Annotated in this window: 21 protein-coding genes; 12 read left to right on the top strand and 9 right to left on the bottom strand. The window is 65.9% G+C overall.

The features are described 5' to 3' along the window. Positions 1–29: 29 nt before the first annotated feature. Positions 30–545: a DUF2141 domain-containing protein gene (locus tag ACZ1JV_RS26450; RefSeq protein ID WP_465151201.1), complete on the bottom strand. Its 516-nt coding sequence runs from the start codon at positions 543–545 to the stop codon at positions 30–32. A 258-nt stretch (positions 546–803) separates the two neighbouring features. On the opposite strand from ACZ1JV_RS26450, the gene rpe reads away from it, so the two are divergent. The 6 genes from rpe (at position 804) to ACZ1JV_RS26480 (ending at position 6,277) form a co-directional block, all read left to right on the top strand. Continuing rightward, positions 804–1,466, top strand: coding sequence for a ribulose-phosphate 3-epimerase (gene rpe, locus ACZ1JV_RS26455; protein WP_465136865.1), 663 nt, complete (start codon positions 804–806; stop codon positions 1,464–1,466). Between the two features lie 28 nt (positions 1,467–1,494). Further along, the gene (locus ACZ1JV_RS26460) at positions 1,495–3,429 is read left to right on the top strand and encodes a heparinase II/III family protein (RefSeq protein WP_465151202.1); all 1,935 of its coding nucleotides are present in this window, start codon (positions 1,495–1,497) and stop codon (positions 3,427–3,429) included. A 110-nt stretch (positions 3,430–3,539) separates the two neighbouring features. Continuing rightward, positions 3,540–5,132, top strand: a complete 1,593-nt coding sequence (gene purH / locus ACZ1JV_RS26465) for a bifunctional phosphoribosylaminoimidazolecarboxamide formyltransferase/IMP cyclohydrolase (RefSeq protein ID WP_465151203.1) — start codon at positions 3,540–3,542, stop codon at positions 5,130–5,132. A gap of 23 nt (positions 5,133–5,155) precedes the next feature. Next, entirely contained in the window at positions 5,156–5,365 is a 210-nt protein-coding gene (locus ACZ1JV_RS26470; protein ID WP_465151204.1) for a hypothetical protein, read from the top strand. 240 nt (positions 5,366–5,605) lie between these two features. Beyond that, the gene (locus ACZ1JV_RS26475) at positions 5,606–5,755 is read left to right on the top strand and encodes a hypothetical protein (protein WP_465136861.1); all 150 of its coding nucleotides are present in this window, start codon (positions 5,606–5,608) and stop codon (positions 5,753–5,755) included. A gap of 57 nt (positions 5,756–5,812) precedes the next feature. Continuing rightward, the gene (locus tag ACZ1JV_RS26480) at positions 5,813–6,277 is read left to right on the top strand and encodes a Fur family transcriptional regulator (RefSeq protein WP_465136860.1); all 465 of its coding nucleotides are present in this window, start codon (positions 5,813–5,815) and stop codon (positions 6,275–6,277) included. 4 nt (positions 6,278–6,281) lie between these two features. On the opposite strand, the gene ACZ1JV_RS26485 is transcribed toward ACZ1JV_RS26480, so the two are convergent. Together ACZ1JV_RS26485 and ACZ1JV_RS26490 are read right to left on the bottom strand one after the other, a co-directional pair. Beyond that, on the bottom strand, positions 6,282–6,755 hold the full coding sequence (locus ACZ1JV_RS26485; RefSeq protein WP_465152659.1) for a GNAT family N-acetyltransferase: 474 nt from the start codon (positions 6,753–6,755) through the stop codon (positions 6,282–6,284). Positions 6,756–6,875: 120 nt separating this feature from the next. Continuing rightward, complete coding sequence (locus tag ACZ1JV_RS26490; protein WP_465151205.1) at positions 6,876–7,271, bottom strand: VOC family protein; 396 nt, start codon at positions 7,269–7,271, stop codon at positions 6,876–6,878. A 97-nt stretch (positions 7,272–7,368) separates the two neighbouring features. Between ACZ1JV_RS26490 and dxs the strand changes: the two genes are divergently transcribed. The 3 genes from dxs (at position 7,369) to ACZ1JV_RS26505 (ending at position 11,467) form a co-directional block, all read left to right on the top strand. Then, positions 7,369–9,291, top strand: a complete 1,923-nt coding sequence (gene dxs, locus ACZ1JV_RS26495) for a 1-deoxy-D-xylulose-5-phosphate synthase (protein ID WP_465151206.1) — start codon at positions 7,369–7,371, stop codon at positions 9,289–9,291. Positions 9,292–9,365: 74 nt separating this feature from the next. Further along, positions 9,366–10,628, top strand: a complete 1,263-nt coding sequence (locus tag ACZ1JV_RS26500; RefSeq protein ID WP_465152660.1) for an MFS transporter — start codon at positions 9,366–9,368, stop codon at positions 10,626–10,628. A 56-nt stretch (positions 10,629–10,684) separates the two neighbouring features. Further along, the gene (locus ACZ1JV_RS26505; protein WP_465151207.1) at positions 10,685–11,467 is read left to right on the top strand and encodes an alpha/beta hydrolase; all 783 of its coding nucleotides are present in this window, start codon (positions 10,685–10,687) and stop codon (positions 11,465–11,467) included. Here ACZ1JV_RS26505 and ACZ1JV_RS26510 read toward each other — a convergent pair. The 4 genes from ACZ1JV_RS26510 to ACZ1JV_RS26525 all read right to left on the bottom strand — a co-directional run bounded on the left by ACZ1JV_RS26510 (position 11,464) and on the right by ACZ1JV_RS26525 (position 15,761). Then, positions 11,464–12,138 (bottom strand): phosphotransferase-like protein, encoded by a 675-nt coding sequence (locus tag ACZ1JV_RS26510; RefSeq protein WP_465151208.1) that lies wholly within the window; start codon positions 12,136–12,138, stop codon positions 11,464–11,466. The two genes, ACZ1JV_RS26505 and ACZ1JV_RS26510, sit on opposite strands and share 4 nt — an antisense overlap. Next, positions 12,135–13,076, bottom strand: a complete 942-nt coding sequence (locus ACZ1JV_RS26515; RefSeq protein WP_465151209.1) for a DUF7065 domain-containing protein — start codon at positions 13,074–13,076, stop codon at positions 12,135–12,137. Before ACZ1JV_RS26515 ends, ACZ1JV_RS26510 begins: the two co-directional genes overlap by 4 nt. Before the next feature lie 71 nt (positions 13,077–13,147). After that, positions 13,148–14,365, bottom strand: coding sequence for a M20 metallopeptidase family protein (locus tag ACZ1JV_RS26520; protein ID WP_465151210.1), 1,218 nt, complete (start codon positions 14,363–14,365; stop codon positions 13,148–13,150). Positions 14,366–14,384: 19 nt separating this feature from the next. Beyond that, positions 14,385–15,761, bottom strand: a complete 1,377-nt coding sequence (locus ACZ1JV_RS26525) for a lipopolysaccharide biosynthesis protein (protein WP_465151211.1) — start codon at positions 15,759–15,761, stop codon at positions 14,385–14,387. 197 nt (positions 15,762–15,958) lie between these two features. Here ACZ1JV_RS26525 and ACZ1JV_RS26530 point away from each other — a divergent pair, with 197 nt between their 5' ends. Then, positions 15,959–16,717, top strand: a complete 759-nt coding sequence (locus ACZ1JV_RS26530; RefSeq protein WP_465138625.1) for a phosphocholine cytidylyltransferase family protein — start codon at positions 15,959–15,961, stop codon at positions 16,715–16,717. Between the two features lie 229 nt (positions 16,718–16,946). After that, positions 16,947–17,219 carry a histidine kinase gene (locus ACZ1JV_RS26535; RefSeq protein WP_465151212.1) on the top strand — a complete coding sequence of 91 codons (273 nt, stop codon included), beginning with the start codon at positions 16,947–16,949 and terminating at the stop codon, positions 17,217–17,219. A gap of 123 nt (positions 17,220–17,342) precedes the next feature. Here ACZ1JV_RS26535 and hemN read toward each other — a convergent pair whose 3' ends face one another. Next, entirely contained in the window at positions 17,343–18,656 is a 1,314-nt protein-coding gene (hemN, locus tag ACZ1JV_RS26540; RefSeq protein ID WP_465152661.1) for an oxygen-independent coproporphyrinogen III oxidase, read from the bottom strand. A gap of 199 nt (positions 18,657–18,855) precedes the next feature. Between hemN and ACZ1JV_RS26545 the strand changes: the two genes are divergently transcribed. Next, complete coding sequence (locus ACZ1JV_RS26545) at positions 18,856–19,554, top strand: OmpW/AlkL family protein (RefSeq protein WP_465151213.1); 699 nt, start codon at positions 18,856–18,858, stop codon at positions 19,552–19,554. Between the two features lie 73 nt (positions 19,555–19,627). Here the strand turns inward: ACZ1JV_RS26545 and ACZ1JV_RS26550 are convergent, their stop codons facing one another. After that, complete coding sequence (locus ACZ1JV_RS26550; RefSeq protein ID WP_465136850.1) at positions 19,628–20,323, bottom strand: Crp/Fnr family transcriptional regulator; 696 nt, start codon at positions 20,321–20,323, stop codon at positions 19,628–19,630. Between the last annotated feature and the right edge of the window lie 137 nt (positions 20,324–20,460).

Here is a 20,460-nt window from a genome sequence, read left to right on the forward strand (position 1 = left end):
CCTAGAGTGCCCAGAAGGGCACTCGCCCATCACATGTACCGCATCTGCACCCGGATCGACTTCACTTCGTTGCCCACCGGCACGCCGACTTTGGTGTAGCTGGGCTTGCCGAGGTTGAAGATGCTGATCGGCGGATTGTTGGACATCGCCCCGCCATCGCTGCTGATGTCGGTCTTGCCGTTGTCGTTGACGTCATGACGCACGGCGATGCCGTAAGAGCCGCTGGCCGGCAGCGGCACGCAGAAGGTCATCGTGCCTGCCTTCGCCGGCACTTCCATGCGCGATATCCACTTGCCGGACTGCAACCAGTCCGCCGCCGTCGCGCGGTAGCTCTGGACGCGGATCGATCCGCTCGATGCCTTGATTCCGTCCACCGTGACCAGCAGTGCCGGCCCCTTGTCGGCCCGGCACAGGCTCATGTCGTTGCGGATTTCCTCATGCGGGCGCACCGCCGCGCCGGCGGAAACCGTCAGCCCGATCACTGTTACGGCAGCCACCGTGCCGCGAATGGCAGTGCGGGAAAAATGCATTTGCTTCATAGTCATGTCCGGTCCCGTGACCTTGTCCATCTGGCCGATCGCACCCGCCGCAAGCACCCTCTGCCGCAGGCCGCCGTTTCACGCCAGCGAATTGGCAGCCGGGCCGTGAATGCGCACTGAATTGGCAATTCGCGATTGCGCAAGGAAGATCCAGCCGCCAAGGGGCCGTCCTGTTCCATATCGCGTGGTGGAAAAGCGCAGGACGCTGCTTGTCCCCACTACATATGGTGTCTTATTCGTTACCCGTAGGAGTACAGATTTTCCATGACCGTTCCGCTGATCTCTCCGTCGATCCTTTCCGCCGACTTCGCGCGACTTGGCGAAGAAGTCCGCGCGGTCGACGAAGCCGGGGCCGACTGGATTCATGTCGACGTGATGGACGGCCATTTCGTGCCCAACATCACTATCGGCCCGGCCGTGGTGAAGGCGCTGCGCCCGCATTCGGCCAAGGTCTTCGACGTGCATCTGATGATCTCCCCGGTCGATTCCTTCCTTGAGGATTTCGCCGCCGCCGGTGCCGACATCATCACCGTGCACCCGGAAGCCGGCCCGCACGTCCACCGCACCGTCCAGAAGATCAAGTCTCTGGGCAAGAAGGCCGGCATCTCGCTGAACCCCGCCACCCCCGCCAAGATGCTGGACTATCTGATCGACGACATCGATCTGGTCCTGATCATGAGCGTGAACCCCGGCTTCGGCGGCCAGAGCTTCATTTCCAGCCAGCTTCGCAAGATCGAGGCGGTGCGCAAGATGATCGACAAGTCCGGCCGCGAGATTCATCTCGAAGTCGACGGCGGCGTCGATCCCAAGACCGCGCCGCTTTGCGTTTCCGCCGGTGCCGACGTGCTGGTGGCGGGTTCCGCCACTTTCCGCGGCGGCCCGTCGCACTATGCCGCCAATATCCGGGCGCTCAAGGGACTGGACTGAGCCCTTGGCCACGACGGCTGATCCGCGCATGCAAACCGGGAACCCGGGCGCGGATCGGGCCGTTCCGCTGGCGGCGGAAGCCGAGGAGGACGCGTTGCGCGGTGCATTGAAGCAGGACAGAGCGGCCGAAGCCGATGGCATCGGCGCCATTCCCGAAGACGCTGCTCCCGAAGGCCATGGGCTCACCGCCGATCTTCGGCCGGAAACCGGGCCCGAAATCCAGCTGCCCCCCCGCATCGAAGCCGGCCGCGATATCGCGCTGGCCGATTTCTCGCCGCCCTCCACCGGCGCGGCGGACCGCTTCATTCGCTTCGCCTATCGCCTTGGCGTGCCGGCCACGATGCTGACATCGCCGCTGGGCCGCAAGCCGCGCACGCGCCTGCTGGCCACCGTCAGCAACACGCTGCCCGGCAATGCCACTGCCGGCACCGCGCTGCGCGCCGGGCACTTCCTGGTCCACGGTGCCAAGACCCCGATCGCGCAAGTGGACTATGCCGGCGCCGCACGCGTCACCCCGCCGCTGGAGCGCACGGTCCACAGCTTCTCCTGGCTGACCGATCTTGAGGCCTGCGCCCCGCGCGAACAGTGCGTGCCGGTGGCCGAACGCATTCTGACGTCATGGCTGCAAGCCAACCCGGCCCCTCCGTCCAAGCCCGGCAAGGGCCCGGCCTGGGCGGTGGGCAATACCGGCATGCGCCTGATGAACTGGCTGGCCCACGCGCCGCTGATCCTTTCGGGCGACAAGGCGCTGCGCAGCCGCACGCTGGCGCATATCTCGGCAACCGCGCGCTGGCTGGACCGCCATGTGAACCGCGCCGAGGACGGGCTGGCCGAAGTCGCCGGCTGGTGCGCGATCGTCGCCGCGGGCCTGCTGCTGCCCGAAGGCCGGCCGCGCCGCCTTTATGGCGAGGCCGGTCTGGTCAAGGCGCTGGGCGACCTGATGGGCGACGATGGCGGCGTGCTTTCGCGCAGCCCGCTGGCGCAGATGGAGGCGATCACCCTGCTGGTGCGCCTGCGCAATTGCTATCAGGCCACCCGCCGCGATGCCCCGCAGACGGTGGAGCGCGTGGTGGAACTGCTGGTGCCGCCGCTGCTGGCGCTGACCCACGGCGATGGTTCGCTGGGTTCGTGGCAGGGCAGCTGGGCGGTCAGCGCCAGCGATATCGACGATCTGGTCAAGGCCAGCGGCGTGCGCACGCGCCCGCTGCGCGAAGTGCGCCAGTGGGGCTACCAGCGCGTGGCCGCGCAGAAGGCGATCCTGCAGTTCGACACGGCCCCGCCGCCGCTGCCCACCCATGCGCGATATGGCTGCGCCTCCACGCTGGCGTTCGAGCTTTCGCATGGGCGTCACCGGCTGGTCGTCAACTGCGGCGGTGCCGCCAGCGGCGGCGGGCTGGTGCCCGTGCGGCTGGAGCAGGCACTGCGCGCGACCGCGGCCCATTCCACGCTGACCTTGGACGATGCCAATTCCACCGCCGTGCTCATCAACGGCACGATCGGTTCGGGCGTCAGCGAGGTCGATGTCGACCGCAAGACCATGGCGCAGGAAAACGGCGGCAATGCCACCCGGCTGGAAGCCAGCCACAACGGCTATGCCGCGCGCCACGGCCTCAACCACCGCCGCATCCTGATCCTGCGCGACGACGGCAGCGAACTGCGCGGCGAAGACGTGCTGCTGCCCGCCGGTCGCAAGGGCAAGCGCGGCAAAGTGGGCTTCGCGATCCGCTTCCACCTCGGCCCCGAAGTCGAAGTCTCGCCCACCGTCGATGGACAGGGCGCGGCGCTGTCGCTGCCCGATGGCAGCTACTGGCAGTTCCGCAGCACCGCCGGCGACGTGACGATCGAGGATTCGCTGTGGGTGGACGGCATGGGCCGCCCGCAGGCCACGCAGCAGCTGGTGATCCAGGGCATGGTTTCGCGCGGCGGCGGAAACTTCGGTTGGCTTCTCAAGAAAATGCGGTAGTTTCGGCCGGGATACGCCACTGCTTGTGGCTTACCCACCTTGCGGCCTTGGCCCTGTCGACCTAGAGGGCGCGCAAAATCTTTGCCCGCTCCATTCGCAAGAGGCCCCAGATGACCGATATCGTCCCGATCCGCCGCGCATTGCTTTCGGTTTCCGACAAGACCGGCCTCGCCGATCTCGGCAAGGCGCTTGCCGCGCGCGGGGTGGAGCTGGTTTCGACCGGCGGCACCGCCAAGGCGCTGCGCGACGCCGGCCTTGAGGTGAAGGACATTTCGGACCTCACCAATTTCCCCGAAATGATGGACGGCCGCGTCAAGACGCTGCACCCCAAGGTCCACGGCGGGTTGCTGGCGGTGCGCGACAATCCGGAACACGCCAAGGCCATGGCCGATCACGAGATCGGCGCGATCGACCTTGTCGTCGTCAATCTCTATCCCTTCGAAGCGACCGTCGCCAAGGGCGCCGACCGTGACGAGATCATCGAGAACATCGACATCGGCGGCCCGTCGATGGTGCGTTCGGCCGCGAAGAACCATGCCTTCGTCGCCATCGTCACCGATCCCAAGGACTATGCCGGCCTGCTGACCGAGCTGGAAACAACCGAGGGCGGCACCACCCTGTCTTTCCGCAAGCTGCTGGCCGCGCGCGCCTATGCGCAGACCGCCGCTTACGATTCGATGATCAGCCAGTGGTTCGCCTTCGCCGATCAGGGCCTTGAGTTCCCCGAGATGCTCAGCGTCAACGGCCGTCTGGCCACCACGCTTCGTTATGGCGAGAACCCGCACCAGAAGGCCGCGCTCTACACGCCGGTCGGCCCGTTCACCAAGGGCCTGGCCCAGGGCGAGCAGGTGCAGGGCAAGGAACTGTCCTACAACAACTACAACGACGCCGACGCCGCCTTCGAACTCGCTGCCGAGTTCAAGGGGCAGGATCCGGCCGTGGTCATCGTCAAGCACGCCAACCCTTGCGGCGTGGCGCAGGGCTCCAGCCTGCTCGAAGCCTGGCAGGGCGCGCTGGCCTGTGACGACGTTTCGGCCTTCGGCGGCATCGTTGCGGTGAACACCACGCTCGACGGTCCGACTGCCGAAGCGATCTGCCAGATCTTCACCGAAGTCGTCGTCGCCCCTGACGCCGACGAGGAAGCGCGTGCCTTCTTCGCCAAGAAGAAGAACCTGCGCCTGCTGCTGACCGGCGGCCTGCCCGATCCGCGCCGCCCCGGCCTGACCGTGAAGCCGATCACCGGCGGCCTGCTGGTGCAGGGCCGCGACGCCGGCGCCATCGGCGCGGGCGATCTGAAGGTGGTGACCAAGCGCGCACCGACCGAGCAGGAACTGAAGGACTGCCTGTTCGCCTGGACGGTGGCCCGCCACGTCAAGTCCAACGCGATCGTCTATGCCAAGGACGGCGTCACCGCCGGCATCGGCGCGGGCCAGATGAACCGCCGCGATTCCTCGCGCATTGCCGCGATGAAGGCGGCCGAAGCGGCCGAGAAGTTCGGCTGGGCGCAGGCGCGCACGGTCGGCTCGGCGGTCGCTTCGGATGCCTTCTTCCCCTTCGCCGACGGTCTGCTGGCCGCGGCCGAGGCGGGCGCGACGGCGGTGATCCAGCCGGGCGGCTCGATCCGTGACGAGGAAGTCATCGCCGCTGCCGACGAGGCGGGTCTGGCGATGGTCTTCACCGGCATGCGCCACTTCAAGCACTAAGCAATTCGGGGAGGAAGGCGCGTATGGGGGTAGACTGGCTCGGACCGCTGGTTGCCCTCGCCTTCCTCATCGGCATGGCCGCATCGGCCGTGCTCGTGCGGTTGGGCCGCGTAAGCAGCCCGCCCCGCGTCGCCGGCGCGCTGGCCCTGCCGTTCGGCTGCGCGGTGATCCCGCTGGCGCTGCTGGTTCTGGCCTCGCTTGGCCACGCGGTGCTGGCGCCGATCCTGCCGTAGTTTGAAAATCCGCTGAAGGCGGATTTTGGCGGCACCGGCCCACTCCCCCACCCGGCAAACGACTCGGCCCAATCGGCCAAGTTCATGACAACCGCGCGTCTGTTCCCGCGATTCGTCGCCACGAGCCAACCGCTCATCGCATAATAAGGCGAAATTGGGGCACGTTCACTGGACTGCAAGGCGAATCGCGCCAAGTGGGCCCCACGCAATTTCGTGAACCACTGGATAGCTGCACCGATCATGGGACTCTTCAAGGCTGACTTCTACCGCTTCTTCGCAATCGGCTTTGCCGGCGGCGCGCTGCTGGTGTTCGGCGCGATGGGCATCGGCACGCACACCCTGTCCGAAACGATGGCTCCGCCGGCGCACGCGGACTCGATCCAGCGCTAACACGCTAAACAAGGGCGCGGCATTGCGCGCCGACGGACGAGCCTCCATATGGAGGCCATGTCAGGCGCACATCATCATCATGAGCACTCAGGCGAAAGTCTGATCGAAGCGGCCCGCTCCGCGCTGCTCGAATCGGGCGAGCAGTGGACCGAAATGCGCGCGGATGTGTTCGGCGCGCTGGCTGAGCGTGAACGCCCTGCCTCCGCCTACGACCTGGCCGAAAGCGTCTCTACCCTGCGCGGCAAGCGCGTGGCGCCCAACAGCGTCTATCGCATTCTCGACCTGTTCGTGCGCACCAACCTGGCCCGCCGCGTGGAAAGCGCCAACGCCTACCTCGCCAACAGCCATCCCGGCTGCCAGCATGACTGCATCTTCCTGATCTGCGACGCCTGCGGGCAGGCGGTGCACATCGACGACGACAAACTGACCGGCGCGCTGATTGCCGCCGCGAAGAATGCCGGTTTCGCCGATGTCCGCCCGGTGGTGGAACTGCGCGGCACTTGCGCCGCCTGCAGCGCCTGAAGTTTCAGAGGCTTTTGCGCATCCGGGCCAGCGGCACGGGTGCGCCGCCGGTCGAATCCTCGATCCGCTCAATCACTTCGTAGCCTGCCACCCGGTAGAGCGGCTCGCCCGACTTCGTGCCCATCAGCTCGCACGTCGCGAAGCCCTCGGCGCGGGCCTGTTCCTCGCAATGCGCCAGTAGCGCGCGGCCGACGCCGCGCCGGGCGAAACCGGGATGCGTGTACATCGCCCGCACCCGCGCCGCCTCGCTGGCGGGATCAAGCAGACGCGGCTCGCGCAGGCCGGTGCTGTGATCGCCGCCGTACATCGTCGCCCGCCGGCTCCAGCCGCCGCAGCCGGCGATCTCGCCATCGATCTCCGCCAGGAAGTACGTGCCGTCATCCACCAGTTGCCGGTCCAACCCCATCACCGCGCGGCTCGACGCGATCTGGTCGGCATCGAGGAAGCCCTTCTGCAATTCGCCGATGGCAGCATCCATGACTGTGGAAAGCTGCGGCAGATCGTCACGGGTGGCTGGGCGAATGGAAAGCGACAAGGAAGAACTCCTCGGATGGGGGGAGCCATTCCATGTCACGATCACAGCCGCGGCACCAGCCGCTCAAAACTGCGTCAGGCTCAGCACGTTACCGTCGAGATCGGGAAACCAGCAGACTTGCGCGCCGCTGGTGGGGGAGCCCCAGATACCCTCGGCATCCTGCCCGAACCCGTCGTAGATGTTCGGCCGTATGCCCTTTTCGCGCAGTTCGGCCAGCGCCGCGCGGATATCGGGCACCGCCCAGCCAAGCACCGTATGCGGATGCGGCTGGTATCCCGGAACCCCGCTCAGGCGCATCGTCGTGCCGTCGCTCAGCCGGAACGTCACGGCGAAATCGTCTTCCGCGATCACCGGCAAACCCAGTGATTCCGCATAGAAAGCCCGCGCCCGATCGCGATCGGCGGTGAGGACGAAGGCGATGGGATTGGCTCGGCTCAACGCAAACGCTGGGGGAATCATCGGCACCTCCGACGAGAATCCCTGTATCTTGGCCTATTCGCCGCCTAATGGCAGCGGAAAATTCGACACCAGACAAACTCGCGTGTAAACAATGCCCATGACAGCCAATCCGGCAACACCGCTTCTCGATACCGTCGATACCCCTGACGACCTGCGCAAGCTCAAGCCCACGCAACTTCGCCAGCTGGCCGACGAACTGCGCACCGAAATGATTTCCGCCGTCGGCCAGACGGGCGGACACCTCGGTTCGGGCCTGGGCGTGGTCGAACTGACCGTGGCCATCCACTACGTGTTCGACACGCCGGTGGATCGCCTGATCTGGGACGTGGGCCACCAGGCCTACCCGCACAAGATCCTGACCGGCCGCCGCGACCGCATCCGCACGCTGCGCCAGGGTGGCGGCCTTTCGGGCTTCACCAAGCGTTCCGAAAGCGAATACGATCCGTTCGGCACCGCGCACAGTTCCACCTCGATCTCGGCCGCGCTCGGCTTTGCCGTCGCCAACAAGATCAAGGGTGAGCCCGGCCGCGGCATCGCCGTGATCGGCGACGGCGCGATGAGCGCGGGCATGGCCTATGAGGCGATGAACAACGCGCAAGCGGCCGGCAACCGCCTGATCGTGATCCTGAACGACAACGATATGTCGATCGCGCCGCCGGTGGGCGGGCTTTCGGCCTATCTGGCGCGCCTCGTCTCCTCGGGCCGGTTCCTTGGCCTGCGCGAACTGGCGCGCAAGTTTGCCCGCCGCCTGCCGCGCCCGCTGCATCTGGCCGCGAAGAAGACTGACGAATTCGCCCGCGGCATGGCCATGGGCGGCACCCTGTTCGAGGAACTGGGCTTCTACTACGTCGGCCCGATCGACGGTCATGACCTCGACGCGCTGATCTCGGTTCTGGAAAACGTGCGCGATGCCGGCGAGGGCCCGATCCTCGTCCACGTCGTCACGCAGAAGGGCAAGGGCTATGCCCCGGCCGAGGAAGCGGCCGACAAGTATCACGGCGTGCAGAAGTTCAACGTCGTCACCGGCGAACAGGCCAAGGCGCCCGCCGGCCCGCCCAGCTATACCGGCGTCTTCGCCAAGGCGCTGGTGGCGGAGGCGGAGCGCAATCCCACGATCTGCGCGATCACTGCCGCCATGCCCTCGGGCACCGGGCTGGACAAGTTCGTGCAGCAGTTCCCCGATCGCAGCTTCGACGTCGGCATTGCCGAACAGCACGCGGTGACGTTCGCCGCCGGGCTTGCCGCCGAAGGCATGCGCCCGTTCTGCGCGATCTATTCCACCTTCCTGCAGCGCGCCTTCGACCAGGTGGTGCATGACGTCGCCATCCAGAACCTGCCGGTGCGCTTCGCGATCGACCGCGCCGGGCTGGTCGGTGCCGATGGCGCCACTCATGCCGGCTCGTTCGACATTACTTACTTGGCGACATTGCCGAACATGGTGGTGATGGCCGCCGCCGACGAGGCGGAACTGGTCCACATGACCCACACCGCCGCGCTCCACGATTCCGGTCCGATCGCCTTCCGCTATCCGCGCGGCAATGGTGAGGGTGTGGCGCTGCCCGAGGTTCCGCAAGCCTTGGAAATCGGCAAGGGCCGGATCGTGCGCGAAGGCACCAAGGTCGCCCTGCTCTCGCTCGGCACCCGCCTTGGCGAAGCGCTGAAGGCGGCCGACGCGCTGGAGGCCAAGGGCCTTTCCACCAGCGTGGCCGACTTGCGCTTTGCCAAGCCGCTCGACACCGATCTGATCCGCAAGCTGATGCTCAGCCACGAAGTGGTCGTCACGGTGGAGGAAGGTTCGATCGGCGGTCTCGGCGCGCATGTGCTGACCATGGCGAGCGACGAAGGGCTGACCGATGCGGGTCTGAAGATCCGCACCATGCGCCTGCCCGACATTTTCCAGGATCAGGACAAGCCCGAGGCGCAGTATGACGAGGCGGGCCTCAATGCCCCGCAGATCGTCGATACCGTGCTGAAGGCGCTGCGGCACAACAGTGCCGGCGTGAACGAAGCGCGCGCCTGAACGTGGATAGCAGCGCTGTCGTCTCTCCGGCGGCAGCGCCGGAAGCTAGGCCGGGTGTCGGCATAACCGACGCGATGCGGTTGCGCGCGATCCTTGCGGGATCGGCGGGCAACCTCATCGAATGGTACGATTTCTACATCTACGCTTTCACCGCGCTCTACTTCTCACCCGCGTTCTTTCCAGAGAGCGACCAACTGGTGCAGCTGATGGCCACCAGCGCGATCTTCGCGGTGGGCTTCCTGCTCCGCCCCATCGGCGGCTGGTTCTTCGGCCGCTATGCCGATCGGCACGGACGGCAGAGCGCGATGGTGCTCTCGGTCATGATGATGGGCGGCGGCGCGCTGCTGATCGCGGTACTGCCCACGTTCGCGCAGGCGGGCATCCTTGCCCCGATCCTGCTGCTGATCGGCCGCATGGTGCAGGGCTTCTCGACCGGTGGGCAATACGGCACCGCCGCCACCTACCTCAGCGAGATTGCCGGACGGCGGCGGCGCGGGTTCTGGTCCTCGTTCCAGTACGTCACGCTGGTCGGCGGGCAGCTTTGCGCCACCGTCGTGATCGTGCTGCTCCAGCAAGTGCTGACAGAGGCCGAGTTCGCCGCATGGGGCTGGCGTCTGGGCTTCGTGATCGGGGCAATCGGCGCCCTCGGCATCGTACTGTTCCGCCACCACATGCATGAGACCTCCAGCGCCCAGGATCGCGCCGGGGAAAAAGCCGGCAGCCTTGCCGAGCTGTTCCGCGTGGCCACGCGCCCGTTCCTGATCGTGGTCGCGCTGACGGCGGGCGGCAGCCTCTCGTTCTATGCCTTCACCACGTACATGCAGAAGTATCTGGTGCTGACGGTGGGGCTGTCCAAGGAAGTGGCGACCAGCCTGATGCTGGGCGAACTGGCGCTGTTCATGGTGCTGCAGCCGGTGATGGGCCTGCTGTCCGACCGGATCGGCCGGCGCAACAACATCCTGATCTTCGCCGCGCTGGCGACCGTCTGCACGGTGCCGATCTTCACTGCGCTGGCCGGGGCGAAGGCGGTGGGCGCAGCGTTCCTGCTGGTGCTGGCGGGGCTGGTGATCAACAGCTTCTACACGTCGGTCAGCGGGTTGTTCAAAGCCGAGATGTTTCCCACCCACGTGCGCGCGCTGGGCGTCGGTCTGGCCTATGGCGTGGGCAATGCGCTGTTCGGCGGCACGGCCGAGAATGTCGCACTGGCGTTCAAGAAGGCGGGCCATGAAAGCGGCTTCTACTGGTACGTCTCGGCGCTCTGCGCGGTCTCGCTGATTGCCGCGCTGATGCTGCAGGACAGCCGCCGCAACAACGTGCTGGACCGGCTGGCGGTTTGACCGACTTCGCGGCCCGGCCCGCTGCCCAGCCCCCTGCCGCGCTATGGAGAAAGCGAGTGCTGTTCGTCCTCCCCACTGTCGGCGGGCTCTATCTTGCAGCCGTGCTGCTGCTGTTCCTGGCGCAGCGGACGATGATCTATCCGGCCCCTAAAGGCCCCGCCGAAATTCCGGCAGGCTTCGAGCGGGTCATGCTGCGCACCGACGATGGACTTGCCCTCACCGCCGCCTGGCGACCCGCCGCTCCCGGCCGGCGGACGGTGCTGTTCTTCCACGGCAATGGCGACAGCCTGCCCGGCGCGGCCTTCGCCACGCGGCAACTGGCGCATGCGGGGTACGGCCTGCTGCTGGCCGACTATCGCGGCTATTCCGGCAATCCCGGCAAGCCCAGCGAGCAGGGGTTGATCAGCGACGGAGAGGCCGCGCTCGCATTCCTCAAGGCCAAGGGCCTGCCGCCGGAATCGCTGGTGCTGATGGGCGCCTCGCTGGGAACCGGGGTGGCGACGCAACTGGCAAAAGCGCATCCGCCGGCGGCGCAGGTCCTGGTATCGCCGTTCACCTCGCTGCCCGATGTCGGCGCGACGGCGATGCCTTGGGCTCCGGTTCGCGCGTTGATGCTCGACCGTTTCGACAGCCTTGGCGCGATGCCGCAAGTCTCGGCGCCGGTTCTGGTACTGCATGCGCGCGATGATCGTTTGATTCCCGTCGCGCAAGGCGAAGCGCTGGCCAAGGCCGCGCCGCACGGGCACTTTCTGGCCTTCGACCGGTACGGACATCAGCTTCAGTTCGAGGCTGAAGCGCAGGATGCCGTTGTCGGGTGGCTTGAAGGCCGGGGCCTCTAGAGCCGGCGGCGCAGTTCCTCGAACGCAGTACCCGGCCCTGCCACCAGCCTTTCCTCGATCTGCGCGCAGACCGCATCCGGCGCATGGACGGAAGTATCGATCACAAGGTCCGACACGTCATTGCGATAGACTTCCTCGAAGAACCACGGCCGCAGGCGTGCAAGGCGGTCGATGATCTTGTTCACGGCATCTTCGCCCAACAGATCGGTGGGCATGCGCTTGGTCATCGCGCGTTCGGCCACGCGGCGCTCCAGCACTTCGAACGGCGGCTTCAGCGTGACGAGCAGCACTGGCAGACCCTCGGTACGGCGGACCAGATCCTGCAGCACCGGTGGGTCGGTCAGCAGCAGGTGGTCGAAGATTACATTGATTCCCTGCCGGGACGTCGCCGCCATCCACTCGTGCATCGCCGAAAAGGCCGCCATCGCCTGCGGGGCGAAGTGCCAGCGCAGCGGCCCTTGCGGGTCGGCGGGATCGCGCGGCACCGCCTCGATCCCCTCCCCCGCGCGCGGGCCGTGGTGGCCGAACTGCGCGGGCAGGGTCTGCGCCATGAAATGGTCGATGCCGTAAAGCAGCCAATAGTCCTGCTGCCGCTTCTGGAACAACTCGCAGGCGGTCGACTTGCCTGATCCCGAGGTGCCGTTGACGACGACGATCTGCCCCAAACTCATGCCGGCGATCCCGGTGCGATCTCACCGCGGGCGATGCGGCGGAAGCGGGCGGTGGGGCAGAACTCCTGATTGTCGCCCCACAATTCCACGCCGTCCCAATCCCAGCGCATCAGCGACCAGACGACGGTATGATCGGTATAGCCGGTGAAGATCAGCCCCGGATCGATCTCCGCCGTGGCGCGCAGCGAGCGGCCGAGTTGGTCGGTCGCCTCGAACAATACGCGTGCCGGACCGTGCTCGCCCCATTCCAGAACTTCGCGGCGGCCGGAGGCGAGACTGGCGAGTGCGCCGTCCTGCCAGATGAACCCGCCGATCGAGCGCGCCTCCTTGCCCTCGCCCATGGCGATGGCGTGGAAGGCGCGGTCTTCCGCCACGCCCCAGAAATAGCCGCCGCAGGCCAGCGATTCGTAATCGCGCGCGCCGTAGGAGCAATCGCGCATCGACAGGCAATCGACCGCGAAAGTCTCGCCATTGCAGCGCAAGCTGCCGGTCATCCGGCCCGGCTGTTCCAGATGGAACTTCGCGGTTGCCGTCTGGCCGTCGTCCCCGGTTTTCAGCTGATGGACGGGGCCGATGGCGCTCCATGTCAGGTCGAAGAACAGGCCATCCTTGTCATAGTCGAGCTTGTACGTCGACAGCGGCTCGATCATCCGCACGGACAGCGAATTGCGTGCCTGCATGGCGAACTTCGCCGCGCCCTCCGGCATGGCCTGAAGATGCGCCCAGTCGTAGTGGAGGCAGTTCCACTGATACTGCCCGCTCGAATCCCACAGCACCGGCCCGCCGTTGAGCATGCCCATGTTGGGCCGGAAATAGTGCTGGATCAGCCCGTGGATGCGCCGCTCGGGAATCGTGACCGAGAACCAGGCGCTTTCGTTCCAGTAGGGATTATCGTCATGCTCGGCGGCGAAGAAATCGGCGAATGCCAGATCGTTCATGGGGAACCTCTCCTTGCCGCCAAGGCAGCAAGGAGCGGCGATCATGGCAATGACCGCAGCGGCAATGCGGCCTAGCCGAAGCCGCGCTCCAGCCAGTTCTGCGCGAGGCCCGCGAGGAAGGCGGAGCCGCGCGGCAGTGCCGTTTCGTCCACCATCATCTTGGTCGAGTGGATGCCGCAGCAATGCTGCCAGTCCGCCCCTTCCTGCGCCACGCCCAGGAAGAACATCGCACCGGGTACTTTTTCGAGGATATAGGCGAAATCTTCCGCGCCCATGATCGGATCGGGCAGGCGGCGGAAGGCGTTCTCTCCGAACAGGCCCTGCGCCACGCCTTCACCGAAATCGACCGCGCGCGGATCGCACATCGTCACCGGGAAGCCTTCGAGGATCGTCACCTCACCCGTCAGTCCATGCGCGCCGGCAATCCCGGCCACGAGGCGCGGCAATTCATCCTTCAGCCGCGCGCGGTTCTCGGCCGAGAGCGTGCGCATCGTGCCGGTGAGCTTGGCCGTATCGGGAATCACGTTGTGCGCGCTGCCCGCCTCGATCTTGGCGATGGTGACGACCACCGGATCGAACACGCTGTAGCGCCGCGCGACCATGGTCTGGATGGCCATCACGATCTCGCAGGCGACCGGCACCGGATCGACGGCATCGTGCGGCATGGAGGCATGGCCGCCGCGCCCGGTCACGGTGATGCGCAGTTCATCCGCTGCCGCCATCAGCGGCCCGGCGCGCCCGCCGATCACGCCATGCGGGGCGTTGGGCATGATGTGCAGGGCAAAGGCGGCGTCCGGCAGCGGCCGGTCGAAGCCCTCCCCGCCCAACAACCCGTCGTTCAGCATGAAGCGGGCGCCGTGATAGCCCTCCTCCCCCGGCTGGAACATGAAGCGCACTTCGCCCTTCAGGCTGGCGGCCTGCCCGGCGAGAATCTCCGCCGCGCCGGCCAGCATGGCGACGTGGGTGTCGTGCCCGCAGGCGTGCATGACGCCGGGAATGGTGGAGGCGAAGGGCAGGCCCGTCTCCTCCGGCATCGGCAGCGCGTCGGTATCGCCGCGCAGCAGCACCGTTCCGCCCTGCCCCGCGCTGCCCTTCAGCGTGGCAACAAGGCCCGTGGTCGAAGGCCCTTCGCGCCATTCCAGCGGCAGGTGGGCCAGCGCCTCGCGAATCTTGTCGCGCGTCTTCGGGTTGTGCAGGCCGATCTCGGGCTCGGCGTGAATCGCGCGGCGCAGCGCAACGATGCGGTCGGACAGGCGGGCGGCTTCGCGGGTCAGCAGGTCTGTGGACATGCCCCCATGATAGCCACGGTCACTCCACTGTCGAGCCGGGTTCGTCGCCTTCGGGCTCGGCGTCGATCACGCGGATCTCGTCCCGATCGATCTGCCTGAGCGTATGCCAGGCCATCGCCCCCATCGCGAGGTAGGACACCGCGCCCGCCAGAGCCACGGCCCAAGCCGCGCCGCTGGGGCCGATCGGGATGAAGAACACCATGCCCAGCACCAGCGCCACCACCGAGATCAGGCGCGCCACCAGCGAGGCTTGCGCGCGGCCGGTCGAATGGAGCACCGGCTCGAACGCAACGCTGGCGAAATCGAAACAGGCGGCCAGAGTCAGCGGCACCAGGATCGCCTCGCCCCGCTCGAACGCGTCGCCGCCGATCAGTGCCAGCAATTCCTTGCCCAGCAGGATGGCGACCGCGACCACTACCACGCCGCCCAGCCCGGCGATCTTGCTGGTCTGCATGGCCAGCTTGCGGAACTCGCCCGCCTGCGAGGAAACCCGGGCGCGCGCCACTTCGGCATAGACCGAGCGCGTCAGCAGCGAGGAAAGCTTGGTCAGCGCCTGCGACAGCTGCGAGGCCAGGCGGTAGAGACCCGCCGCCTTGGTGCCCACCCAGGCGCCGACAACCAGCAGCGGCCCGTTCTTCACCGCCGCGTCGAGCGTGGAGCCGACGTACGTGACCATGAAGAAGCGGCCGATGCCGGGGTTTTCGGCCATGGCCTGCCGCCATTGCAGGAAATTGCGGAAATTCACCGCGGCGGGCGCAAGCCGGCGCGCCATGATCCAGTAGAGCAGCGCTTCCAGCAGATCGATCGCCGCCCATGCGAACAGGAAGCGGCCCACGGTGGGCCCGGTCAGCCAGATCACCAGCGCGGCGATCAGGCGCCCGGTCGGCACCACGGCCTCCACATAGACCGCCATGTCGAAGCGGTGCAGCGCGCGCACGATCCCGGTCGGCGCTGAAACCAGCGCCCAGAGCGAGGCGCAGCAGAACCAGAACGCCGTGTTCATGTAGAGCGGGTTCAGGTCCAGCATATGTGCGAAGCCGTAGATCAGGATCGCGGCAAGCCCGCAGCCCATCACCGCGCCCAGCGCATCCAGCACGCCGCACAGCATGCCGAGGCGGCCGAACTTGCTCCAGTCCAGATTGTGCACATGCTCGCTGCCGTAGCGCACGACCACGCGCCAGGTCTGGAACCCGGCGATCGCGATCAGCGCCTGCGCAGTGCCGAAGATCAGCGAAAAGTGGCCGAAGTCCTTCAGCCCCAGCGTGCGGGTAAGGATGGCGAGATAGCCGATCCCGCAGACCGCACCGAACCCCTTGCCGCCCAGCAGCCAGGCGGTGTTCTGAAGGATCCGGCCGAGCGGAGTGTTGCTCTCTTGGCGGTGGCGTTTGGGAGACATTGAGCCTGCATTGAACGAGGGGGAGGCGAGTTGCAAGCCAGTCGCTAAATCGCGATTGCGCAAGCATGAACGGGTACCCCGAAAGAGCTTCGCTTCGCGGCCCTCCACGCGGCCTGCTTATCGCGCCGCACCTTTTCCTTTCGGGCGACAATCACTAGATGCAGGGCATCTCCCCCGCGAACATGAATGTGAACCCCATGATCGAACACGCCATTCTTCTCAGCGCCGGCCAGGGCTCTCGCCTGCTGCCGCTTACCGCCGAACGCCCCAAGTGCCTGATCGACTTTTCCGGCCGTTCGCTGATCGAATGGCAGATCGAGATGCTGGCGCGCGGCGGCGTGAAGCGGATCGACGTGGTGACCGGCTTCATGACCGACATGCTGGAGGAGCACCTGCAGTCGATTAAGGATCCGCGCGTGGAGATCACGGTTCGCTTCAACCCCTTCTTCAAGGTGGCCGACAACCTTGGCTCCTGCTGGATCGCGCGTGAGGCGATGCGCGGCGACTTCCTGATCCTTAACGGCGATACGCTGGTTTCGGAAGAGATCGTCCACAAAGTGCAGCAGGGCGCGACCGACAAGGACGGCAAGCTCTGGCCGATCGCCGTCACTGTCGACGTGAAGCAGGAAGGCTATGACAGCGACGACATGAAGGTGGAGCGGACCGAGGACGGCCGTCTGGTCCATATCGGCAAGACGCTGACCGCCGCACAGTCGAATTCGGAATCGATCGGCTTCCTCGCCTTCCGCGGCGAAGGGGCGGACTTGTTCCGCGAAACCGTGCGGCAGGCGATGCGCACGCCCGAAGGCGTGCAGCACTGGTATCTGAAGGTGATCGATTCGATCGCGCCCACCGGCAAGGTCGGTACCAATTCGATCGAAGGCATGAACTGGGCCGAGGTGGACTTCCTCAACGATATCGAGATCGCCACCAAGCTGACCGACACGTGGGTTTGAGCTACGGGGTCTGAACTAAGGGGCCTGAACTAAGGGCCCTAATACAAAAATGGGCGGTCCCTAAGGACCGCCCGTTAAGTTGGGGAGAAGCGGTTCGCACCGACCGTGGCAGCGGCGGTGCAAGACCGGCAGGCACTTCCTCGCAGATGCGCAGCCCCGTGCCATTGATCGCGGTCAAATTCGAAGCCTTATCTTAATTTTCGCGCAGTTCGGTCGTCCTGCCGCGTCTATGGATACTTCCCGCTTCCGGCCCACCCCGATCCCGCGCGAGCGCCGCCACGGGCAACTGACCCACTACGTCCTCACCGATGCGCAAGGCCAACCCGTAGAAGTGATGATACGCGACGTTTCCTCGCGCGGGTTCAGCGCGGCGGCCGTCGGCAAGGCGCCCGCGGTCAACGAAGTGATCCGCGCCGTGCTGGATGACGGGCGCGAGGTCTGGGGGCTGGTGCGCTGGGTGGACGGCAACCTGTTCGGCGTCGAGTTTGAAAGCTCTGGCTAAAGCGTTTTCTAATCAGGTGGAACACCTGATGACTCGGAAAATGCGTCCAACCCATAATTTAGAGCAGCCGAGCCGACGCAGTCGGATCGGAAATTGCTCCAGAACGTCTGACGCCCTTTTACGTCAGACCGCCGAACTGAACCGCCGCAACGAGTCCTTGCGATAGGGATCGAAACGCGCCGCGATCGAGCGGGCATAGGGTAGGCCCTCCGCCCGGATCACCAGATCTTCGCCGTCACTCTCGCACAATCCCACCGCGAAATAAGGTTGCAGCAAGGGCAAGGCTTCTGCGCGCAAGTCGGCATCGATGCGTGCGCGGTGACGGCACAGCAGGTGTTCGATGACCATGGCCCGGCGCCGGTCTTCCATGCTGCGCACAATGCCGCGGCTGGTGGTCAGCCGCTCCTGCGAAAGCAGCGTGCGATAACGCCCGGCATTCTTCTCATTCTGCGCCAGAAGCGCTGGGAAGCTGCTGATCGATGAGGCGCCGAAGCCGATCAGCACCGGCGCGCGATCATCGGTGAACCCCTGGAAATTGCGATGCAGCATTCCCGACAGCGCCGCCTGCGCCAGACTGTCGCCCGGTCTGGCGAAATGGTCGAACCCGATCGGCACATAGCCCTGGGAAATGAGGAACGCATGCCCGAACGCCGCCATCGCAAAGCGCGCCGCTGCATCGGGCAAGGCCGACGCATCGATCTTGCGCTGGCGCGCGATCAGGTGGGGCACGTGGGCATAGCCGAACAGCGCAATGCGATCGGCGCCCAGCGCCACGGTCCGCTCCAGCGAATCGCGCAAGTCGTCCGGCGTCTGCCCGGGCAACCCGTACATCAGATCGAAATTGAGCGAGGAGATGCCGGCATTGCGCAGCATCCATGTGCCCTCCTCGATCATCCGCGCCGGCTGCACGCGGCCGATGGCCTGTTGCAATGCGGGTGAAAAGGTCTGCACGCCGAAGCTGGCGCGGGTGATGCCGGCCGATCCGATCACCGCCGCCCAGTCCGCCCCGAAAGTGCGCGGATCCAGTTCGATCGACAGGATCGGGCTGGACGCCGCAAAGTGCAGGGTCAGCGCATCCAGCAGCCGCACGAAAGCGACCGGGGCGATTCCGTTGGGGCTGCCACCGCCGAAAGCGATGCGCGCGATCCGCGCGGTCTTCGGCAGATGCTCGGCCACCAGCACGATCTCGCGGTGAAGGGCATCAAGGTAACTCGCCACCCGGTCGGTACGGTTGGCCACGCTGGTGTTGCAGCCGCAATACCAGCAGATCTTCTCGCAGAACGGGATGTGCACATAGAGCGACACCTCGCCCTGCGTGCTTTCCAGCGCGGTTACGAAATCTGCCGGGCCGACGCCCTCTGCGAACTCCGCCGCCGTCGGGAAGCTGGTGTAGCGCGGCACCGGGATCGCCAGCAGATCGGGATGATAGGTCCACATAAGCGGAAGCATTGTCGCAACTCTGGCCCGCGTCATTGCGCTCGATCAAGCAACCGCTCGCCAGAGGAAGCGCGGATTTTCGCGGAATTTGCGCCCAATCAATTCCTCCAAACGGGAACGGGCGCAAAGGCTTGGCCATAGCCGCTCAAGAGGGGGGATCGCACGGTGCGGCCCCGGCGGCGATGGAAAGAAGCAAGACATGCGCAAACTGACCATGCTCGCCATTCTCGCGGCGGCCACCGCGATCACCACGCCGGCGCTGGCGGGCAGCCCCGACGGCAAGTGGCAGGTCAAGGTACTCGGCACCGCCGTGCTGCCCGATGGCAAGATCGACAAGATCAAGTCGATCGACACCGACACTACGCTGGGTGCCACGCTGGCGACGCTGGACAATGTCGGCACCAAGGCGAACGACAATGTCGTGCCGACCGTCGCGGTAGAATACTTCTTCAACAAGACTTTCTCGGTCGAAACGATCTGCTGCCTTACCCAGCACCATGTCAGCGGAACGGGCGACATTGCCGGCGCGGGGCTGGTCGATCACGTGCTGATCCTGCCGGCGACGGTGACGCTGAAGGCGCACCTCGATACCGGCACGCCGATCAAGCCTTATGTCGGCGCCGGCCCGTCGATCTTCTTCGTGATCGACGAAAAGCCGGGCGACACGGCAAGGGCACTGGGCGTGGACAAAGTGAAGATGTCGAATGCGCTGGGCTTCGCGCTTCAGGGCGGCTTCGATATCGCGCTGAACGATCAGGGTCTCGGCCTCTCGCTGGATGCGAAGAAGTATTGGGTGAAGCCTACCGCCTCGTTCTACGAAGACGGCACGCTGGCGCTGAAGACCAGGCATGACCTCGATCCCTGGGTGCTGAGCGCGGGCGTCACCTACCGCTTCTGAAGCGGGCCACGCCCGAACGCAAAAAGGGGAGCCATCGGCTCCCCTTTTTTTGTGTCCGCTTCCAGCGCTGGGTTCAGCCCGCCTCTGCAGTCAGCGCCTCGAAATCGAGGATCGTGACATCGCGCCGCGACGGCAGATCGATCAGGCCTTCCTGCTTGAAGCGCGTGAACTGGCGGCTCACCGTCTCGATCGTCAGGCCCAGCACGTCGGCGATCTGCTGACGCGAAAACGGCAGCGAGATCCGGCGCGGACTCTCGAACGCTGTGGCACACCCCTGCCCTCCCAGACGCTCCGCCATTTCCAGCAGAAAGCTCGCCAGCTTTTCCGATGCGGACTTGCGGCCGAGCAGAAGCATCCAGCGACGCGTACGGTCCAGCTCGCCCAGCGTGCGTTCCAGCAGCTTGTGTTCGAGCGCGGGATGCTCCCGCGCGAAGGCATCGAAATCCCGACGCGAAAAGACACAGACCTTGGCTTCGGTCAGCGCGGTGACGCCGTGCCCGGTGGTGCCGCCGAAGGGGCGGCCAATGAAGTCGGAAGGATAGACGACGCCGACGATCTGCTCGCGCCCGTCTTCCGTATTGGTGGAAAGCTTCAGCACACCGTCGATGACGTTGGCGACCAGAACGGAATCCTCACCTTCCCAGATCAGCGATTCACCGGGCTCGATCACGCGCGTCCGCCCAATGGCGTTCAGCGCCTCAAGCTCCTTCGCGTCGAGCGCTGCGCAGATCGCGCGGTTGCGGACGACACAAAGGTCACAACTGGACATGATCTGGAGACACCTGCGACCTGAACTGGCTGGGAAATCCCGCCGATACCGCAAAGTGGCCGCACTGAAAAGGGTTGCATCCCGCACCCGCGGTATGCGTCCTGCAATGCAGCGCTTCATTGGAATGGGTTTTTTGT

It is taken from the genome of Novosphingobium sp. BL-S-19 (assembly GCF_055521675.1).

Coding starts and splice junctions, on each gene's coding strand:
- ACZ1JV_RS26450 (WP_465151201.1), bottom strand. CDS start 545: ATGACTATGAAGCAAATGCATTTTTCCCGCACTGCCATTCGCGGCACG.
- rpe (WP_465136865.1), top strand. CDS start 804: ATGACCGTTCCGCTGATCTCTCCGTCGATCCTTTCCGCCGACTTCGCG.
- ACZ1JV_RS26460 (WP_465151202.1), top strand. CDS start 1,495: ATGCAAACCGGGAACCCGGGCGCGGATCGGGCCGTTCCGCTGGCGGCG.
- purH (WP_465151203.1), top strand. CDS start 3,540: ATGACCGATATCGTCCCGATCCGCCGCGCATTGCTTTCGGTTTCCGAC.
- ACZ1JV_RS26470 (WP_465151204.1), top strand. CDS start 5,156: ATGGGGGTAGACTGGCTCGGACCGCTGGTTGCCCTCGCCTTCCTCATC.
- ACZ1JV_RS26475 (WP_465136861.1), top strand. CDS start 5,606: ATGGGACTCTTCAAGGCTGACTTCTACCGCTTCTTCGCAATCGGCTTT.
- ACZ1JV_RS26480 (WP_465136860.1), top strand. CDS start 5,813: ATGTCAGGCGCACATCATCATCATGAGCACTCAGGCGAAAGTCTGATC.
- ACZ1JV_RS26485 (WP_465152659.1), bottom strand. CDS start 6,755: ATGGATGCTGCCATCGGCGAATTGCAGAAGGGCTTCCTCGATGCCGAC.
- ACZ1JV_RS26490 (WP_465151205.1), bottom strand. CDS start 7,271: ATGATTCCCCCAGCGTTTGCGTTGAGCCGAGCCAATCCCATCGCCTTC.
- dxs (WP_465151206.1), top strand. CDS start 7,369: ATGACAGCCAATCCGGCAACACCGCTTCTCGATACCGTCGATACCCCT.
- ACZ1JV_RS26500 (WP_465152660.1), top strand. CDS start 9,366: ATGCGGTTGCGCGCGATCCTTGCGGGATCGGCGGGCAACCTCATCGAA.
- ACZ1JV_RS26510 (WP_465151208.1), bottom strand. CDS start 12,138: ATGAGTTTGGGGCAGATCGTCGTCGTCAACGGCACCTCGGGATCAGGC.
- ACZ1JV_RS26515 (WP_465151209.1), bottom strand. CDS start 13,076: ATGAACGATCTGGCATTCGCCGATTTCTTCGCCGCCGAGCATGACGAT.
- ACZ1JV_RS26520 (WP_465151210.1), bottom strand. CDS start 14,365: ATGTCCACAGACCTGCTGACCCGCGAAGCCGCCCGCCTGTCCGACCGC.
- ACZ1JV_RS26525 (WP_465151211.1), bottom strand. CDS start 15,761: ATGTCTCCCAAACGCCACCGCCAAGAGAGCAACACTCCGCTCGGCCGG.
- ACZ1JV_RS26530 (WP_465138625.1), top strand. CDS start 15,959: ATGATCGAACACGCCATTCTTCTCAGCGCCGGCCAGGGCTCTCGCCTG.
- ACZ1JV_RS26535 (WP_465151212.1), top strand. CDS start 16,947: ATGGATACTTCCCGCTTCCGGCCCACCCCGATCCCGCGCGAGCGCCGC.
- hemN (WP_465152661.1), bottom strand. CDS start 18,656: ATGTGGACCTATCATCCCGATCTGCTGGCGATCCCGGTGCCGCGCTAC.
- ACZ1JV_RS26545 (WP_465151213.1), top strand. CDS start 18,856: ATGCGCAAACTGACCATGCTCGCCATTCTCGCGGCGGCCACCGCGATC.
- ACZ1JV_RS26550 (WP_465136850.1), bottom strand. CDS start 20,323: ATGTCCAGTTGTGACCTTTGTGTCGTCCGCAACCGCGCGATCTGCGCA.